Raw genomic sequence first — 19,328 nt, 5'->3', positions numbered from 1 at the left:
CGTAAGGCTGGGCTGTGATGGGGAGTGAAAATTACAGTAGCGAAGGTCATGATCTCACACTGCCAAGAAAAGCCTCTAGCCAGGTGAAGGTGCCCGTACCGCAAACCGACACAGGTAGGCGAGAAGAGAATTCTAAGGCGCGCGGAAGAACTCTCGTTAAGGAACTCGGCAAAATGACCCCGTAACTTCGGGAGAAGGGGTGCCCCGGTAGTGTGAATAGCACGAGGGGGCCGCAGTGAAAAGGCCCAAGCGACTGTTTAGCAAAAACACAGGTCTGTGCGAAGCCGTAAGGCGAAGTATACGGGCTGACGCCTGCCCGGTGCTGGAAGGTTAAGGGGAGCGGTTAGGGATTTATCCCGAAGCTGTGAACCGAAGCCCCAGTAAACGGCGGCCGTAACTATAACGGTCCTAAGGTAGCGAAATTCCTTGTCAGGTAAATTCTGACCCGCACGAATGGCGTAACGACTTGGGCGCTGTCTCAACGAGAGATCCGGTGAAATTTTAATACCTGTGAAGATGCAGGTTACCCGCGACAAGACGGAAAGACCCCATGGAGCTTTACTGCAGCTTGATATTGGATTTGGGTACGATCTGTACAGGATAGGTGGGAGCCGTAGAAATCGGAGCGCAAGCTTCGGTGGAGGCGCCGTTGGGATACCACCCTGATCGTATCTAGGTTCTAACTTAGTACCGTGATCCGGTGCGAGGACAGTGTCAGGCGGGCAGTTTGACTGGGGCGGTCGCCTCCTAAAGAGTAACGGAGGCGCCCCAAGGTTCCCTCAGAATGGTTGGAAATCATTCGAAGAGTGCAAAGGCATAAGGGAGCTTGACTGCGAGACCTACAAGTCGAGCAGGGACGAAAGTCGGGCTTAGTGATCCGGTGGTACCGCATGGAAGGGCCATCGCTCAACGGATAAAAGCTACCCTGGGGATAACAGGCTTATCTCCCCCAAGAGTCCACATCGACGGGGAGGTTTGGCACCTCGATGTCGGCTCATCGCATCCTGGGGCTGAAGTAGGTCCCAAGGGTTGGGCTGTTCGCCCATTAAAGCGGTACGCGAGCTGGGTTCAGAACGTCGTGAGACAGTTCGGTCCCTATCTGTCGTGGGCGTAGGAAATTTGAGAGGAGCTGTCCTTAGTACGAGAGGACCGGGATGGACGTACCGCTGGTGCACCAGTTGTTCCGCCAGGAGCATGGCTGGGTAGCTACGTACGGAAGGGATAAGCGCTGAAAGCATCTAAGCGTGAAGCCCCCCTCAAGATGAGATTTCCCATCCCGGAAGATCTAAGGATCGGAAGGGATGCTACGGAGAAGATTTCTAAACACACACATTCGTTTCGTATCTAGTTTTCAGGTGATCAATTGTATTGTAAGTGTACAAGCGATACTTACAGGAAAGATTGATTACGGCATATGGCTATGCCGAATCCTGAATCATGTTTGGTGGCGATAGCGGAAGGGTTCCACGCGTACCCATCCCGAACACGACCGTTAAGCCTTCCAGCGCCGATGGTACTTGGACCGAAGGGTCCCGGGAGAGTAGGACGCCGCCAAGCAAAATAGTAGAGGCTGTCTCATAAGATCTTAGATCTTGTGAGGCAGCCTCTTTTGCTGCCTAGGGGACGCTTGACCAAAATAGCGGCACCTCCGTGAAGAGGGGAGGGAAATAAGCTTGAAATTCAAGCTTATTTGGCTCAATTTTCCGGCTTGATTCCGTTTAAGACTGAAAATCAGTCTTAAATTAGCTGAATCACTAGCTGCAGCGGCGAAATCGGAGAGAAGTACCCAAATAAGCGTGGAAAACAATCTTATTGCGTAAATTTCTTCTGTTTTTGTAAAAATAAGCGTGAAAAACAATCTTATACGGATGTTACTTTACTCACGGAGAACTGCCCAGGCTAAAACAGCAGTTACAACAAAAGTACTCGCCCTCTATCGCTAATAAAGTTGGTAACATTACAGTTAGTGGACAAAACAGATATCGCACAACGGCCTCTCCACAGCCCTCCCTACAGCATTCTAAATTTATCAAAGCGTCGATGCTGCTCAATCATACTCGGCACAAATATTAATGTGTTTCCCGTTCCCATCTCACTCCATCCGTGCTAACATCCATGCGTTTCCCGTTCCCATCTCACTTTATCCGTGCTAACATCCATGTGGTTCCTGACCCCATCTTACTCGATCTATGTTACATCAGGTCCACATTTTACGTGTCTGATGTATCCCGCCTTATATCGCCATTATTCCCCCATAGGGTTCAGCCCCAGCACATATCCTTCATACTATTCACCATTATCAACCTTCCTTCATCGCCTGAGCCCAAAAACACAATACCTTATTGACACTACCAGACTCATAGTGTACTATTCAACTATAACACTAGTACAAAAGAAGGAAGTGGAGATATGAGCGGAGCGTTAACACCTAATGAAAGTGTTGTGCTGAGCGTGAATGGCATTACCAAAACCATCGGCAGCCGCAGCATTGTGGATACGTTGAGTTTTGATATACACCGCGGAGAGGTGGTTGGTCTTCTTGGCCCGAACGGTGCAGGCAAGACGACGACCATTCGAATGATTGTAGGATTAATCGGAATGTCCAAGGGCGATGTGATTGTACGCGGCCATAGTATCCGGAACGAGTTCACCAAGGCCATCGGACACATTGGAGGCATCATCGAAAACCCTGAGTTTTATCCGTATATGAGCGGCCTCGATAATTTGAAGCAGTATCAGCGGATGTCGGAGGGAATTACGAAGGCGAGAATTGAGGAGGTCGTCCAGCTGGTCGGTCTGCAGGATGCGATGCATAAAAAAGTCCGCGCCTACTCTTTAGGCATGAGACAGCGGCTGGGCATCGCTCAAGCACTGCTGCATGAACCGTCCATACTCATTTTGGATGAACCGACGAACGGACTGGATCCTGCAGGTATACGTGAAATGCGGGATTATCTCAAGAAGATCGCCAGAGAAGAAGGTATTGCCGTGCTCGTATCTAGTCATCTGTTATCTGAGATGGAGCTCATGTGCAGCCGGGTTATCGTCATTCAGGAAGGCAAGCTGATCACAGAGCGCACAATTGGTGAAGGACGTAAAGAAGAGGATCAGGTGACGCTGACCTTCAGAGTGGATGAACCCCAGACAGCTCTCGAAGCGCTTCAGCATATGGACGATGTGACGGTGGTAAGTGTGCAGCAGGAACGCCATGAAGTAACACTGCACCTGAAGGATGAATTTGTGCCAAGTGTTATTCGGATTCTAGGTAATGCAGGTGTGCTGATCTACCGTATCGAGGAAATGAAACAGACCTTGGAAGAAGACTTTTTGAAATGGACAGGAGGCGGACGCATTGCGTAGCTTTGGTAAACTGATGATCAATGAATGGCTCAAGATGACGAAGAAGAAAAGCTTTCTCCTCCCGTTTGGCCTGTTGGCCGTCATGGTCTTCCTGGTTGCATATATGATAAAAACTTTCTCACCAATGTCGATGAATGTGATCGAGTATGCCCAGCTGTCAGTCGCATCCCAAGGGATGGGGCAAATCCTGACCCTGCTTGCCATCGTCGTTACGGCAGGTTCGGTTGCGAAGGAGCACAGCTATGGCACCATTAAGCTGCTGCTGATCCGTTCCCAAAGCCGGGTGGTCATCCTGGCTTCCAAATATGCAGTCATTTTGCTGTATGTCGCATTATTGACAGCCTTCACTTTTGCAGCTGGATCTGCAGCCGGGGCTTTGTTCATGGGATCAGAAGCCGGATCTGTCAGCTGGGGAGACGCGGCCATGACGGGGGTTTACAGTCTGATCTATACGATGATCTATGTGACGTTTACGTTTACTGTTGGCATTGTAACCCGCTCCACAGGGCCTGCGATCGGTATCGGAATGTTTATGGTCGTCGTGCAGAATCTGGCGAATCAGCTCCTCATTAATTACAGTTGGTACAAATACCTGCCGTTTGTAAACGTCGACCTCTCCATCTATAGCGGCGGCGGTGCGAGTCCTATGCCTGGCATGAATATGTCGTTCTCGGCTTCCGTGCTTGCTGTATATTTACTGCTGTTCCTGATCATCGGCTTTTGGACATTCAAGAGACGGGATGTGTCATGAGGTGAGTATTGAATTCGACAACAACCTGCCGATTTATCTGCAAATTATGAATTATATCAAAAAACAAATCATTACCGGAAAACTTCAGCCCGGCGACAAGATTCCTTCTGTCCGTGAACTGGCTGTCGAACTTCAGATCAACCCGAATACGATTCAGCGAACGTTTCAAGAGCTGGAACGGGAAGAAATCGTGGAGACCAGGCGCGGACTGGGCCGGTATGTGACAAGTGAGGAATCTAAAATTATGAGTATCAAGAAAGAAATGGCCGGCGATTTGATCCAGCATTTTATTCAGGGGATGCAGGAGCTTGGTTTCAAAGAGAAAGATATTTTAACGATCGTATCCGATGCGTTCGAAACCGACAAATCCAATCTTAAGGAGGAGGGGTAGCCCGTGGAACAGCTGCTTCATATGGATCAAGTCAATAAAAACTATGGCGGCAAAATCGCGCTTCAGAACGTGTCCTTAACGGTCGGCAGCGGCAGAATCATCGGTCTGCTGGGCACGAATGGCAGCGGAAAGAGCACCATGATGAAAATAGCAGCAGGGTTGATCCAGCCAGCTTCGGGTACAGCCGAGATTCTGGGTCGTCCGGTAGGGCTCGAGACTAAGGCGCTCGTGTCCTTCATGCCGGATCGTCCGCTGACGGAATCATGGATGAAGGTGAAGGATGCACTGCAGTTCTATGAAGACTTTTACACCGATTTCGACCCACTTAAAGCGGAGCGGATGCTGCAGTTCATGAACCTGAACCTGGGTGATAAAATCAGCACCCTGTCGAAGGGGATGAATGAACGTCTGCAGCTGACCCTGGCCTTGTCGCGCAATGCGTCCCTGTACCTGCTGGATGAACCGATCGGGGGCGTTGACCCTGTAGCAAGAGGCAAGATATTGGATGCCATCGTTGAGTTTTATAATGAAGACAGCAGCATTATTATCTCCACGCATTTGGTCCGCGATATTGAACGGATCTTTGATGAAGTGATCTTCATTCGCAACGGTGAGTTGGTCCTTCATGATGAAGTGGAGAACATTCGCCTGAAGCATGGAAAAAGTATTGATGACATGTTTAAAGAGGTGTTTGCGGAATGATAAAACTGCTGAAGTATGACTGGAAGCGCAATGCCGGCTCCATCTCAGGGCTGCTTGCGGTATTGATGATCGTGCAGGTGCTGATCGGATCCATGTATTACACAGGTCGTTGGGATTCCGAGGTGAGCATTGGGCTCAGTATGATGGTCTACGGGATTGTGAGTACGATTTTACTGATCATGGTGTTCAAAACGTATGACTACAACATCCGGGCATATCATCGCAGGCTGCTGCCGGTTCCTCCATTGTCGAGTGTGACAGCCACAATGATTCAAGCCTCGGCGGCTATGATTCTCATTTTGCTGCTTGCAGCATGTCATATATGGGTGTTCTGGAGCATATCGGAGTGGAGTGAAGTTTTACAGTTCGTTCATGTGCAGTGGAGCCATGTACTGGTGATGCTGGTATCGGGTTTTCTGAAATTCATATTTTTTGTTGCCATTGTTCTTTTTTGTATCACAGTATCCCGAAGTTTTCGTTCAAAAGGAAGTATATGGATTGGCATTTTGCTGTTTTTTATCATCCAAAGTGCAGTTTCATGGGTGAGCAATAAGCTGTTTGGAGAGGCCCCATTAACGTACCAGATTTTAACCGTTCGACTCGAAGGCCGAAACTATGAAACAGCTGCTGTAGAGGAAGTTGTCAATGGTTTTTGGAGGCCCATGCTGCTGGAGCTGATCCTCACCATTGCGCTGGTGTATGTTGCTGTAAAGTTGATCGACCGTAAGGTAGAGGTGTAGATAGATATAAAAAAAGGATTTCCCTGAGGAGAACTGAAGTTCTCGTGGGAAATCCTTTTTTTATATGGATGATTATTAATGATTCATGAGAATAGACCGATATAAAAACTATACCATACTTTTGTCGATATCCATCTTCTGCAGTCCTGATATAAATTACAGAGATGCTTAAATGTAGAAAAAGGTATAGACCTGGTGTGGTAAATACTGTACAATACGATCTTGTGTTTCTTATGAAGATTGTACTGGAGGTGTCTTAATACTTTAAAGGTATCAATTTAGTCATAATTGAGTGATGATTTGTAACTAAATTCCGTCCTGTCGTACTGTTCATAAACTACACATCGGAGGCGACATTTTGAAAATCAAACAATATATATCCTGTGCCCTTGCTGCAACGTTGATGCTGACAGCAGCAGTGACAGGAGCCGTAGATAAAGCTCATGCGCAAGCCCAAGTCCAGACGTATAAAGCATCTACTTCATACAGTCCAGAAGCCAGTCAAGGTCAGTGGTCTTATCAAAAGCGGTCAGGCCAAGTTTTTTCAGACTTAACCTATAACGCCGTAAACAAACGTTGGGATTACAATGGCTCATATCCTTGGGTGTCATCTAATGCCGGACATCCCGGGAAGGATTTTGACGCGGTAAGAAAGTGGGTTGCTCCTGCAAACGGTAAGATATCGATCCGTGGTACCGTTCGTAAAGGGGATGATCTGGGGGACGGGGTAACAGCTATCATTCAAAAGGATGAAGAGACGCTGTGGAGTTCTACGATCAAGAATAAGTCTGAGGTCACGCCGACGGGAGTATCTAATATTGAGGTCCAGCAGGGCACGGCTGTATATTTCATCATAAACAGAGTGAGTTCTATAAACAATGACCACACTGTATGGGATCCTGACATTTCGTTTACGCCTGCAGAAGGCTCAGCGGATGATATCATTGCACATGAACCAAAGAAGGCAATTGCCGATACATCGGCTTCGACGACGGTGAATGTGTTGAGCTGCGGAGCAGCAGCAGACGATAACAAAGACGATTATCCTGCCTTTGCAGCCTGCCTGGATCAAGCCAAACAATTAGGCAAGAGCTTATATGTACCCCAAGGCACCTTCCATCTTGGCCGAATTCTCACGCTGGATGGCGTAAGCCTCAAAGGTGCGGGATCAGCCTTAACTACACTGGTTTCCACAGACCCCGAGAAGGGCTCTATTGACATTAAAGGTTCTGGTGTTCATCTTACCAATCTGAAGCATGAGTATCAAAGCGTTGTTCCAAGAGGCAGCGGTGCTAATGAGAAAAACAGTATCACCGTAAGGGGTGCGAATGATTTTCTCATTGATGATATTTATGTGGATAAAGCCAGCACAGCCGGCATCCTGGTACAGGGACAAGCTTCCAATGGAACCATTTCCAACAGCAGAGTAGAAGCAACAAATGCTGATGGTATTCACATAACAGATGGAAGCAGCTATATTACCGTATCGAATAATATCGTAAAAGCCGCAGGAGACGATACGATTGCAGTCGTCAGCTACCTTCAGGACGGCCCGCCCGTTCACCATGTGACCATCAAGGATAATGACACTGGTTATAATTCCAAAGCCCGCGGAATTGCTGTCGTGGGAGGAAACCACATCGAGATCCAAGGCAACTCGGTGAAAGATACGTACATGGCTGGCATTTATATTGCTGTAGAGGGAAGCTACAACACAGCGAATGTGAATCATGTTCATATTGACAGCAACCTGATCGATCATACCGGAACTGCCAAGCCGCAGAACCATCCGAACGCCTTGGTGTATGCTTCACAAGGAGTGATCGATAACGTTACATTCAGCAACAATACGTTTCAAAATGCCGCCCATCGCGGCCTTGGCGTATGGGGCGACGGAGATATCCGAAATATTTTTTACACCAAAAACACGCTGATTAACAGCATCGGCGCGAATACAACCTTTAGTAAAGGAATTATTCATTTGGCACAAAATATCGGTTTTTAATACATTTGCCAAGGCCATTGTAAATCTGTGAAACGAATTGAATTGAAGAGCTTATGAGCTGGTGTCAGGTAGCGCTGATGCCAGCTTTTTTTTGTCTAAATTAAGACATCCTAACTACATTAAACGCCCTGGGGTTTTTTGAATCAGAAAATCATAAAAATGAAAATAAAATATTTGGAGTCGTTTACGAAGCGGCAGAGCTAGGTAAAGGTATAAGGTCTGTAACTCATTTGCAAGAGAGAAATAGAATGGAGGCAGTATATGCTAAAAGCGAAGCCAAAACGCCTGTATCTGCTTATAGGATTGGGAGTTTTGATTATCGTCCTCGTGTTGTTCCAGTTGACGGACAAGCAGTCGTTGTCGATCGAAAGCTGCGGTGCTGTAGCGGACGATGGGAAGGATGATGTCCATGCCATTCAGGCATGTATTGAACAAGCTCAATCCAAGCAGCTGACGCTTGAGGTGCCCGAAGGGGAATATCACTTGAGTGACATGATTACACTGGATGGCGTAAGCATGAGGGGCGAAGGCGACAAATCCATATTAATATCAACCAATCCAGAGCAGGGATCCATAAACATGACAGGTGAGGGGGCCCGGCTAAGTCATCTGCAGCATCAATATCAAACGACGGTGGAACGAGGAGATGGAGCCAATGAAAAAAACAGCATCACGGTCAGCAAGGCCCGCCAATTTCTCATTGACTCCGTAAAGGTTCAGCAGGCGAGTACAGCAGGTATCTTGGTAACGAAAGGCTCGAAGGAAGGCAGGATTACCAACAATATCATCGAAGGAACAGGTGCAGACGGCATTCATATTACAGGACAGAGCAGCCAGATTGTGGTGGAAGGTAATCAGGTGAAAGCAACAGGGGACGATGCCATTGCTGTAGTCAGTTATCGGGATGATGGGACAGCGGTGCAGGACATTGCAATCAAGGGTAACCGCGTGGGATACGGCTCCCGAGCTCGTGGTATTGCGGTTGTGGGAGGCGAGACCGTAACCATTGAAGGTAACACCATTCAGGAGACCAGCATGGCCGGAATCTACATTGCCACTGAAAAAAACTGGAATACTACGGATACGATCGGAGTGACCATAAGCCAAAATACAATCAATAACAGCGGGACCAAGCCAGGAAGCGATCATCCCAATATCCTGGTGTATGCTTCCTTTGGTAAAGTGGACCAAATTACGTTCGAGGACAACAAGGTGATGAATGCAGAACATGCCGGGTTAGGGATGTGGGGGGAAGGTGAGATTGGGGATGTCTATTTAACCGGAAATCATGTGGAGAACTCTAATCTTTCACCCACGCAATTCAAGAAAGGAACGGTTCACAGCTCCAATAATGTCGGTTTTTAAAAATAAATTTTGAACTCTTGAAAACTGTGTTTTCCATTGCGGAAACACAGTTTTTTTAATGTGTTCCTAGCTTGCTCGCTAAAAAGCCCCCCTACTATATAGAGCCTGGTTTTTTTGAACAATAGAAATGAGTATTTAGTAGGAATAAAGCGCTGTCAATTCAGGCTTAAATGCAGACATGAAATCCTGGATATGGATCATTTTGCAGCCAAGGCAATGTTTCAGCACCAGAGGAGGGGTTTAAAAGAACAACTATTACGCATGTCGGGGGTACGAAAGTCCTGAATATTTTAACTGTCTAGGAAAAGAGGAGTGTATTTGGCTCAAAGGCAGACCTCGGTTTCAGGATATCGGCAGCCTCATTGATGGGACATGTGGACAAGTTCCGGGAATGTGGTCGTACATAAGATACCCTCTGTACAGGCCGTAATACCATAATGTCGATGGAGGAGAATACATGGAATTAAGGGAGTATCTCAGAGTGATCAAACAACGATGGTGGATTCCTCTGCTGACGGTAGTCTGCTGTCTTGCCATCGTTTATGCCTACAATGCTCTTTATACACAACCTGTGTATGAGGCATCCGCTGATTTGATTGTGAATCAGCCGGGCATTACGGATGAAGGTGAGCAGATGGTAAACCAGAACTCGATCAATACCAATCTGATGCTGATCAATACCTACAGACAGATCATCACTTCTGAAGCGATTACGGGATATGTGGTTCGAAATCATCCTGAACTGAACCTAACGCCGCAGGAGCTGAGCAGTAAAGTGACAATTAATACCATGAAAGATACGCAGGTCATAAACCTGACTGCACAGGACTCATCCTATGAAAGAGCTGCGGTTATCGTAAATTCGATGTCTCATGTCTTCATTGACAGAGTAACAACGATAATGAACGTGAACAACGTGAGTGTTCTGAACGAAGCCGATACGAGCTCCTCACCGGATCCTGTCAACAATCATGCCGCATTCCTTTATCTGTTTAGCGTAGCATTGGGGCTGCTCCTTGGCTGCGGGATTATATTCCTCATGAGTTACCTGGATGATTCCGTTACATCGGAACAGGAAATTGAACAGGTCCTCGGATTAACATTATTAGGTAATATCCATAAAGCAAAAAGACAGGACTTAAAACATGTAGACGCGGATGTAATCCAAGAGTCACAGACCGTGAACATGAGGAATGTCAGTAATCCAAAAGAAATCTGAGATGCGGCTAAACATCATGGGAACGGGATTATCAACTAGAGAAACGATATGAGTCAAGCGCAGAGGTGAACAAATCAAGCGCAGAGGTGAACAAATTTTGGATGCTAAAAGAAATATACTGATCTTCCGGGATCATCTTTTACCCCCATCAGAAACCTTTATTCGAGCTCAAGCTGAAGGCTTGTTATCCTTCCGTCCGTACTATATGGGCTCGAGGTTGGTGGAGGGAATAGATATTGAGAAGGACGCCAGGTTCGTAGTAAATCAGGGCGGCACACTGGGGAGATTCAAAGAGATTGGTTTTAAATTAGTAGGGTTGAATTGGGGAATGGCGGGCGAACTGCAGAGACTGCAGCCAAAGCTCATCCATGCACACTTTGGAACAGATGCCGCCATTGTCCTGCCTCTTGCGGCAAAGCTGAATATTCCGCTGATCACCACCTTCCACGGATATGACGCGACAACCAAGGATGAATATGCCAAAAAATCTTACTATACACATCGAAATTATGTGAAAAAACGAAAGCAATTACAGCGTAATGGCGCTTTATTTATAGCGGTTTCCGATTTTGTTGAGAAGAAGCTGCTTGAGCAGGGATATCCTCCACATAAAGTGGTTCGGCATTATACAGGAATAAACCCACAGATTTTCCAAGCGGATTCCTCAGTTCAGAGAAAGCCGATTGTTTTATTCGTAGGCAGGCTGGTGGAAGTGAAGGGCTGCACTTATCTGCTGCAGGCCATGCAAGCTGTACAGGAAGCAATACCGGGTGTGCAGCTCGTAGTTATTGGAGACGGGCCTCAGCGGGGAGAGCTTGAACATATGGCCCAGCGAACGTTAGCTGATTATCGTTTTTTGGGACTGCAGAGCCCTGCAGAAATCAAAGCGTGGATGAATCAGGCTCAAGTGTTCTGCGCGCCGAGCGTCTCCGTCGATAATGGGGCGGAAGAAGGTCTGGGCACGGTTTTTCTAGAGGCAAGCGCTATGGGTCTTCCTGTCGTCAGCTTTGCTACAGGCGGGATTCCTGAAGCGGTGAAACATGGCCAGACCGGACTGCTTGCTCCTGAGAAGAATACCGCTGCTTTAAGCCAGCACATCATCGCGCTGCTGACAAATCCCCTTCTGTGGAGCCGTTTCAGCGAGCAGGGACGTCAGCGGGTCATCGAACATTTCGATCTGGAGAAACAGACAAGGCAGATGGAAGACTTATATCAGTCTGTCTTGATCGAACGGTCCAGCCCCAGAAGAACATTGTTATCTGACACGCTCGGGAATTTATTCTAATGCACACGGATATTCAAACAAAAAGGTGATTTGGAGGATAACCCATATGGCAACTGCACCTCAGAGAGGCGGACTGTATACAACAATCAATCCCGCATCTTCTCTGTCTGAAGCTTATAAGACTTTAAGAACCAATATTCGATATTCGTCCACCGAGAAGATTTATAAGGTGCTTCTTATCACTTCTGCTTCAAAAGGGGAAGGGAAATCCACGACGGCTGCGAACTTGGCGGTGACGTATTCTCAGGAGGGACATAAAGTGCTGCTGCTGGAAGGGAACTTAAGAGACCCCTCCCTGAAGACGATGTTCCCGAACGTTAAAAGTGTCGGCCTTACGGATGTGCTGACAGGCCAGCGTCATCTGTCGGATTGCATTTCAGCAACCGATGTGCCCAATCTGAATGTTTTGCTGGCAGGCACACACACCCCCAACCCGTCGGAACTGATTGGTTCGGAGCGCATGAAAATAATGCTGAATGAGCTGTCTCAAATATATGACGTGATCATTATCGATTCGCCGCCGGCGCTGCCGCTGGCAGATGCGCAAATTTTGGGCACGCTGTCTGATGGAGTCGTGCTGGTCGTCGGAGCAGGCAAGTCATCCAAAGCGGATGTGAAACGAGTAAAAAGCAATATGGAGCATGTACATGCACATGTCGTTGGAGCTGTTTTGAACCAGACCTAGAGCAATTACAGATATTGAACGGAGGAAAAGCATAGATGAATATGATCAACAATGAAGCGAAATCCATGGACCACGGTGCAGGTTCCTCAAAGATGAAATGGGATAAAGGGGTTCTGTTTCATTTCACGAAAAGGAGCATGGATCTCATATTTTCCTTCGTCGGTATGATTTTACTTTTGCCTGTTTTTATTCTGCTGGCTGTGATGATGAAAATTCGAGAACCGAAAGGAAAGATTTTCTTTAAACAGCCTCGGGTCAGTAAAAACCACAAAATATTTAACATTTACAAGTTCCGTTCCATGGTCACGGATGCGGAAACACGATTAAAAAAGGATAAACGCCTCTATCAAAAGTATGTCGACAACAACTACAAGCTTGAGCCGGAGGAAGATCCGCGGATTACCAAATTAGGCCGTTTTCTTCGAAAGAGCAGCTTGGACGAGCTGCCACAGCTTATGAACGTGATCAAGGGCGATATGAGTCTCGTTGGTCCGCGTCCTGTCGTAACCCAAGAACTGAAAGAATACAAAGAGAAAAAGGAAGATCTCTTGTCAGTGAAGCCGGGGATCACGGGCTACTGGCAGGTAAGCGGCCGCAGCAGTGTAGGCTATCCCGAACGTGTGGACCTGGAACTCTATTATGTGTATAACAAGTCGATTCTGCTGGACATCAGAATTTTGTTTGCAACAGTTTGGCATGTGCTGCTGAAAAAAGGAGCCTATTAATCATCAAAAATATAAAAAACCGGAAAGGGGATACAGTATGAAAATTGCCATTGTACATGATTGGCTCACCACGTATGCAGGATCGGAAAAGGTATTGGAACAAATGCTGGAACTTTTTCCGGAAGCCGATTTATTCAGTACGGTAGACTTTCTGTCCGGGAAAGAACGAGAGTTCCTGCGCGGTAAGGAGGTTCATACTTCCTTCATACAGAAGCTTCCGCTTGCCAAGAAGAAATATCGGCAATACCTTCCCTTAATGCCGATGGCGGTGGAGCAGTTTGACCTGTCTTCATACGACCTCATTTTATCAAGCTCTCATGCGGTCTCCAAGGGCGTCATTACGGGACCCGGACAGCTGCATATCTCGTACGTGCATTCACCCATTCGTTATGCGTGGGACCTGCAGCATCAATATCTGAAGGAATCAGGTCTTCATAAAGGCTTGAAAGGGATGGCAGCCAAATGGATGCTGAGCCGAATGAGAATGTGGGATTATCGAACCTCCAATGGAGTGGATCATTTTCTGGCCAACTCCGACTTCATTGCGAGCCGGATCTGGAAGGTGTACCGGAGAGAATCACAGGTCATTTATCCTCCGGTAAACGTATCGGCCTTTGCCTATCATGAAGCGAAAGACGACTTTTATCTTACGGCCTCACGCATGGTTCCTTACAAGAAGATGGATCTCATTGTAGAGGCATTCTCCAAAATGCCGGATAAAAAGCTGGTGGTGATCGGAGACGGGCCGGATATGGTCAAGATCCGTGAGCATGCCGGAGATAACATACAGATTATGGGTTACCAATCCGATGAAGTGCTGATTGATCATATGCAGCGGGCCAAAGCGTTTGTGTTTGCTGCTGAAGAAGATTTCGGGATTACGGTCGTGGAAGCGCAGGCCTGCGGAACGCCTGTCATTGCCTATGGCCGAGGCGGTTCACTTGAAACCATTAAAGGCTTACGATCCTCCGAACCGACCGGCGTGTTCTTCGAGGAGCAGACGGTCGATTCGGTGATGGCAGGTGTACAGCGGTATGAATCGGAAAGCCGAAGAATATCTCCGGCCAACTGCCGTAAGAATGCAATGACCTTTACGCCGGAATTTTTCAAAAGGAGCCTGAAAGCGTTCATTGATGAAAAGCTGGATGCCAGCACATCTTCGGATCATCGGGCTCAGGAAATGTTCCGAGTACTGTAGAGAAAAGGAGACAAGGGCGATGAACTTAACCTTTATTGGAACAGGCTATGTAGGCCTGGTATCCGGCGTATGCTTCTCGGAGATCGGAAACCGGGTCACTTGTGTGGATAATAATCAGGACAAGGTCGATCAATTAAACAGCGGCATTGTGCCGATCTACGAACCCGGATTGAAAGAACTTATGGAGAAGAACAAGGCACAGGGCAGGCTGGAATTTACAAGCAGCCTGTCACAGGCTGTACAGGAAGCGGATGTCATCTTCATCTGTGTCGGCACCCCGCCGCTGCCAAGCGGAGAGGCAGATTTGACTTACATCAAACAGGTTGCTCACGATATCGCACTGGAAATGGACGGATACAAAGTGATCGTAACCAAGAGCACCGTGCCTGTCGGAACCAACGATAACCTTAAAGATATGATCGGGCAATTGACCTCGCATGCTTTTGATATCGTCTCCACACCTGAATTCCTTCGGGAAGGCACAGCGGTCAAGGATACCCTTCATCCCGACCGGGTCATCATTGGTACTGAAAATGAGCGTGCAGCGAAGATGATGACAGAACTGCACAAGCCTTTAACCAGCAACATTATTACAACAGATATTCGCAGTGCTGAAATGATCAAATATGCGTCCAATGCCTTTCTGGCTACCAAAATTTCATTTATTAACGAGATTGCCAACATCTGCGAGAAAGTAGGAGCCGATGTGACAGAGGTAGCAGCAGGCATGGGGCAGGACCGGCGGATCGGTTCTTCATTCCTGCAGGCAGGCATCGGATATGGAGGCTCGTGTTTTCCTAAAGATACGGATGCGCTGATCCAGATTGCAGGCAATGTGGATTATGAATTCAAGCTGCTGAAATCGGTCGTGGAAGTCAACAAGGACCAGCGCTTTAACGTGATTGACAAGCTGAAACACTCTCTTGGTGATCTGAAAGGAAAGCGCATTGGCATTTGGGGACTTGCCTTTAAACCTAACACGGATGATGTTCGTGATACCCCCGCTCTGGAAATTATGGAAAGTCTGCTGGAAGAGCAGGCCGTCGTGAACGCCTACGATCCGGTTGCAGCAGAAAATTTCCGCAAGGGATTCGGGAAATGTGACAGCGTCGAATGGAGTACAGATGCGCTGGCTGCTGCCAAAGACTGCGACGCACTTTGTCTTCTCACAGACTGGGAGGAATTTAAAGAGCAGGATCTTCTGGCTCTGCAAAAAATCATGAAGCAGCCGATTCTGATTGACGGGCGGAATGTGTTTTCCAAGGAACAGGTCAGTCAGACGGACTTCCAGTATTATTCGATCGGCAGACCTGAAATTGGTGGCCTGTTCCCTTACAAGGAAGAGGGTATCGTGATTCCTTTATGAAGAAAAGTCACTCCATCTGGTGGATGAATCCCGCGTATCTGTTCCTGATTTTGATGAGCGTTGTTATTGCAGGGGGGTATCTGATTCCGGGAGAAAGCTATCTCGCCTTTTACCGGGTGAACAAGTTTATTAACGACAGCAACATCTGGTACAGCATTCTGCCTGCCGTATGTTTTATCGTGGGAAGCGCAGCAGCCTCCCTCATGACAAGAGGAAGCGGGACATCCCATGGATTCCACGACATGCTGCAGCATCAAGAAGGATACATAAAGGGCTGGATCAAGCTGCTGTTTGGTTTAACACTCTTCGGCTATGCCATTTGGTTCCTCATCATGATTCAGAACGGATTTTCTCTGCAGCTATTTCTCAATGTCGTTCGTGGAGAGCCAGGGGCGATTTATGCCATTACAGAAAACTTCAAAACGATAACGGGGATTACGTCGTTCACTAATTTTGGAATTCCTTTTGTGATCTTTGCGGTCTATTACCAGGTTTCAAATGGCAAAAGAACGTTCAATCTCATGATTGCGGTTGTACTGGTGCTGACGCTCATCCGGGCAGTATTCTTCTCGGAGCGGCTGGCGCTTATGGAAATCCTGCTGCCTACGTTGATCATTATCCTGGCCGTGAAACGGAAACAAGGGAAAAAGCTGCCTCTCGTCAATTATTATCCGTTCATCGGAGTCATCGCATTGATCGGATTCTTCGGTCTCAGCGAGTATTTCAGATCCTGGCTGAGCTTTTATGTAAACATTTATCCTTCATTTTGGGAATTTATTGTCACTCGTTTCTTCGGCTACTATGTAACCGCACTGAATACCGGGACCTTGTATGTGGAACAGCTTGGTCTTCAATCTATCCCATTTCCCTACTTTACCTTTGAGTGGATATGGAAGTTCCCGGGTTTAAGCGATCATGCTTACTTTTCTGCCTTTGGCGTGAACCCGGAAGCAGGCATTAACAACACGCTGGAGAGCATGGGGAATCCCGAGTTCAATAATCCATCCGGTCTGCTGCTGCCTTACCAGGATTACAGCTTGATTGAGGCACTGATGTTCTGGATACTTCTGGGATATGCCAGCGGGCTGCTGTATGACGGGTTCAAAAAAGGACGGACCCTGGGGTTAATCATGTACCCGATCTGGATGGTCGGCATTCTGGAGATTCCACGCTATCTCTATTTCAGCAGCGGACGTTTCTTTCCCTGCTGGATTATGCTTATCACGTTTACCCTTATGCTTCACTACAATCGTAAAAAAATAATCAGCTGGCAGCCAGCCGGAAGGAGCGGAACCACGTGACACAGACCATCTATATTAACGGCCGGTTTCTGACTCATGGCGTTACCGGGGTTCAGCGTTATGCGCTGGAGCTGATCCGGTCCTTTGACCGGCTCGCCGGAAGCAAGGCTGAGGGCTTTGAGGATTATGAGTTTATTGTATTGTCACCCAAAGCCGAGCTGCCGGAGCTGGGACTGAGTACGGTCAAGATCAGGCAGGTAGGCCGGTTAAGCGGCCATTTGTGGGAGCAGCTGGAGCTGCCTTTTCATTCCGCAGACGGTTTCCTGCTTAATCCGTGCAACACGGCTCCTATTATGAAAAGGAAGCAGGCAGTCACCATGCATGATGCCGCTGTATATGCGGTTCCGGAAACCTACTCTCTTCCATTCAGGCTCTGGTACAAAACATTGTTTCCTGCCATAGGGGCGATGTCGAGGCAGGTACTAACCTGCTCTGCCTTCTCGAAAGACCAGCTCATCCATTACTGCGATATTAAAGCATCCAAGATGCATGTGATCCCCCACGGCAGGGAGCATGTTCTCGCAGCGGCCGCGGATCCCACAGTACTGGACAAATACGGATTGGACAAGCCCTTTGTGCTTGCGGTAAGCAGCATGAGCCCGAACAAAAATTTCGGTTCGATCGTCAAAGCGATACAGCATTTGAATCGAACGGATGTTGACTTTGTCATTGCAGGCGGAACGAATCCGAAGCTGTTTAAGGAACAGGGCGAGCTTCCGGAGAGCGTCAAATACCTGGGATATGTAGAGGACGGAGAGCTTCGGTCACTTTACGAGCATGCTGCTTGTTTTGTATTTCCTTCCTTCTACGAGGGATTTGGCTTCCCGCCGCTTGAAGCGATGACCTGCGGGTGTCCTGTCGTAGCTTCCCGGACGGCATCGATTCCTGAAGTATGCGGAGATGCAGCCATGTACTGCGATCCCCATGACTGGATGGATATTGCCCGGTGCATGGAACAGGTGATCGATGACCCTGCCCTTCAGATCAGGATGAGAACCGAAGGCCTTGAGCAGGCCAGCCGGTTCTCTTGGGAGAAATGTGCGCGGGACACATTGATGGCGATCAACATGGAAAGGGGGCATGCTGTTTGAATATTATTTTTGCCAGTCACACGTATATCGGAGGGCCCTTCGTGGTCGGTTCCCACCATTTGGCTAGAGAGATGGATAAGCTGGGTCATCATGTGATTCATGTCAGCACCCCCCTCAGTCCATTTCATCTGTTGAAATGGAAGGATCGAGACATCCAGAACCGCTTTCGAATCTGGAAGGGAGAGTATTCAGAGTCCGGACCGGTGAATTCCGTACCCTTCACGATGCTGCCTTGGGAGATTGCGGGGCCCTTTTACAAGAAAACGAAGCGGAACTGGATGCTGCCATCTCTTCGTCGTTTGATGAAGCAGCATGGTATGGATCATGTGGATATCCTGCTGATGGATCAGCCCCGGTTTGTCGGACTGGATCGAATGCTGAAGCCTAAGCTGAGCATTTACCGGCCAACCGATATATACAGCAAAATGACAGGCGATTCCGTAGTCGCTGCTGCGGAAGCTGAAATCATGTCCCGTGTCTCGGCGCTGGTCTCCACATCCGAACCGGTTCACTCGGAGTTAATCCGCCACAATCCGGATCTGCCCTCTCTGATTCTGGAGAATGGTGTGGAATACGAGCATTTTGCCGCACCGGCCGAGGAACCGGAGGAGCTGAGTGCGATCCCGGGGCCGCGTGCCATTTACATCGGGGCGATCGACGACCGTCTGGACTTGGACGCACTGCGAAGGCTTGCTGAGGCCAAGCCTGAACTGAGCGTGGTTATTATCGGACCTGTACAGGAAAGCGTCACTCGTTTCTTTAAGGATCTCTCTAACGTCTATCTGCTAGGAGCCAAGCCTTATTCCGCTGTACCGGCATTTCTTCAGCATTGTGATGTGGCACTGCTCCCTTTAAGTGATCATCCCGCCAATGCCGGAAGAAGCCCGATGAAGCTCTACGAATATATGGCTGCAGGATTGCCGGCTGTGGTGACAGAAACGCCGGAGCTGGCGCGTCGAAGTGAACCATTCATTTATTTTTTCAAAGGTGCGGAAGAGATAGCAGCCAAGGTTGAAGAAGCTCTCCAGAAATCCAGCAGGAAAGAAGAGGTCAAGCAGCTGGCTGCACGGCATGCCTGGGATTCAAAGGCAGCTCAGCTGCTCACTTTTGTAGAGAACCTATAATCTTAATGAGGAGTAGTGAC

General features: G+C 48.0%; 16 protein-coding genes and 2 rRNA genes. All 18 read left to right on the top strand.

Annotation, left to right across the window (positions count from 1 at the left end; all coding sequences use genetic code 11):
* Nucleotides 1–1,368, top strand: a 23S ribosomal RNA gene (locus HII30_RS17540); the annotation flags it as partial.
* 72 nt (nucleotides 1,369–1,440) lie between these two features.
* Nucleotides 1,441–1,557, top strand: a 5S ribosomal RNA gene (gene rrf / locus HII30_RS17535).
* A gap of 852 nt (nucleotides 1,558–2,409) precedes the next feature.
* Nucleotides 2,410–3,360, top strand: a complete 951-nt coding sequence (locus tag HII30_RS17530) for an ABC transporter ATP-binding protein (protein ID WP_169506341.1) — start codon at nucleotides 2,410–2,412, stop codon at nucleotides 3,358–3,360.
* Complete coding sequence (locus HII30_RS17525; RefSeq protein ID WP_169506340.1) at nucleotides 3,353–4,111, top strand: ABC transporter permease; 759 nt, start codon at nucleotides 3,353–3,355, stop codon at nucleotides 4,109–4,111. Before HII30_RS17530 ends, HII30_RS17525 begins: the two co-directional genes overlap by 8 nt.
* 1 nt (nucleotide 4,112) lies before the next feature.
* Complete coding sequence (locus tag HII30_RS17520) at nucleotides 4,113–4,502, top strand: GntR family transcriptional regulator (protein ID WP_169506339.1); 390 nt, start codon at nucleotides 4,113–4,115, stop codon at nucleotides 4,500–4,502.
* 21 nt (nucleotides 4,503–4,523) lie between these two features.
* Nucleotides 4,524–5,204, top strand: coding sequence for an ABC transporter ATP-binding protein (locus HII30_RS17515; protein WP_169506347.1), 681 nt, complete (start codon nucleotides 4,524–4,526; stop codon nucleotides 5,202–5,204).
* On the top strand, nucleotides 5,201–5,944 hold the full coding sequence (locus HII30_RS17510; RefSeq protein WP_169506338.1) for a hypothetical protein: 744 nt from the start codon (nucleotides 5,201–5,203) through the stop codon (nucleotides 5,942–5,944). The genes HII30_RS17515 and HII30_RS17510 overlap by 4 nt, the downstream gene beginning before the upstream one ends.
* Before the next feature lie 358 nt (nucleotides 5,945–6,302).
* Nucleotides 6,303–7,949, top strand: a complete 1,647-nt coding sequence (locus HII30_RS17505) for a right-handed parallel beta-helix repeat-containing protein (RefSeq protein ID WP_246246573.1) — start codon at nucleotides 6,303–6,305, stop codon at nucleotides 7,947–7,949.
* 261 nt (nucleotides 7,950–8,210) lie between these two features.
* On the top strand, nucleotides 8,211–9,314 hold the full coding sequence (locus HII30_RS17500) for a right-handed parallel beta-helix repeat-containing protein (RefSeq protein WP_169506337.1): 1,104 nt from the start codon (nucleotides 8,211–8,213) through the stop codon (nucleotides 9,312–9,314).
* 457 nt (nucleotides 9,315–9,771) lie between these two features.
* On the top strand, nucleotides 9,772–10,533 hold the full coding sequence (locus HII30_RS17495) for a YveK family protein (protein ID WP_246246571.1): 762 nt from the start codon (nucleotides 9,772–9,774) through the stop codon (nucleotides 10,531–10,533).
* 205 nt (nucleotides 10,534–10,738) lie between these two features.
* On the top strand, nucleotides 10,739–11,818 hold the full coding sequence (locus HII30_RS17490; protein WP_246246569.1) for a glycosyltransferase: 1,080 nt from the start codon (nucleotides 10,739–10,741) through the stop codon (nucleotides 11,816–11,818).
* A 46-nt stretch (nucleotides 11,819–11,864) separates the two neighbouring features.
* The gene (locus tag HII30_RS17485) at nucleotides 11,865–12,503 is read left to right on the top strand and encodes a CpsD/CapB family tyrosine-protein kinase (protein ID WP_169506335.1); all 639 of its coding nucleotides are present in this window, start codon (nucleotides 11,865–11,867) and stop codon (nucleotides 12,501–12,503) included.
* A gap of 92 nt (nucleotides 12,504–12,595) precedes the next feature.
* Nucleotides 12,596–13,228 (top strand): sugar transferase, encoded by a 633-nt coding sequence (locus HII30_RS17480; protein ID WP_246246579.1) that lies wholly within the window; start codon nucleotides 12,596–12,598, stop codon nucleotides 13,226–13,228.
* A 37-nt stretch (nucleotides 13,229–13,265) separates the two neighbouring features.
* Complete coding sequence (locus HII30_RS17475) at nucleotides 13,266–14,426, top strand: glycosyltransferase family 4 protein (protein ID WP_169506334.1); 1,161 nt, start codon at nucleotides 13,266–13,268, stop codon at nucleotides 14,424–14,426.
* Between the two features lie 19 nt (nucleotides 14,427–14,445).
* The gene (locus HII30_RS17470) at nucleotides 14,446–15,792 is read left to right on the top strand and encodes a UDP-glucose dehydrogenase family protein (RefSeq protein WP_169506333.1); all 1,347 of its coding nucleotides are present in this window, start codon (nucleotides 14,446–14,448) and stop codon (nucleotides 15,790–15,792) included.
* Nucleotides 15,789–17,093, top strand: a complete 1,305-nt coding sequence (locus HII30_RS17465) for an oligosaccharide repeat unit polymerase (RefSeq protein WP_169506332.1) — start codon at nucleotides 15,789–15,791, stop codon at nucleotides 17,091–17,093. The genes HII30_RS17470 and HII30_RS17465 overlap by 4 nt, the downstream gene beginning before the upstream one ends.
* Nucleotides 17,090–18,184 carry a glycosyltransferase gene (locus tag HII30_RS21945; protein WP_169506331.1) on the top strand — a complete coding sequence of 365 codons (1,095 nt, stop codon included), beginning with the start codon at nucleotides 17,090–17,092 and terminating at the stop codon, nucleotides 18,182–18,184. The genes HII30_RS17465 and HII30_RS21945 overlap by 4 nt, the downstream gene beginning before the upstream one ends.
* A complete protein-coding gene (locus HII30_RS17455; protein WP_169506330.1) occupies nucleotides 18,181–19,308 on the top strand; it encodes a glycosyltransferase in 1,128 nt (375 codons plus the stop codon). Before HII30_RS21945 ends, HII30_RS17455 begins: the two co-directional genes overlap by 4 nt.
* Nucleotides 19,309–19,328: the final 20 nt, after the last annotated feature.

The sequence above is a fragment of the Paenibacillus lemnae genome, from assembly GCF_012933385.1.
GTDB lineage: Bacteria > Bacillota > Bacilli > Paenibacillales > Paenibacillaceae > Paenibacillus_AQ > Paenibacillus_AQ lemnae.
This window is presented reverse-complemented; position numbering and strand designations above follow the sequence as displayed.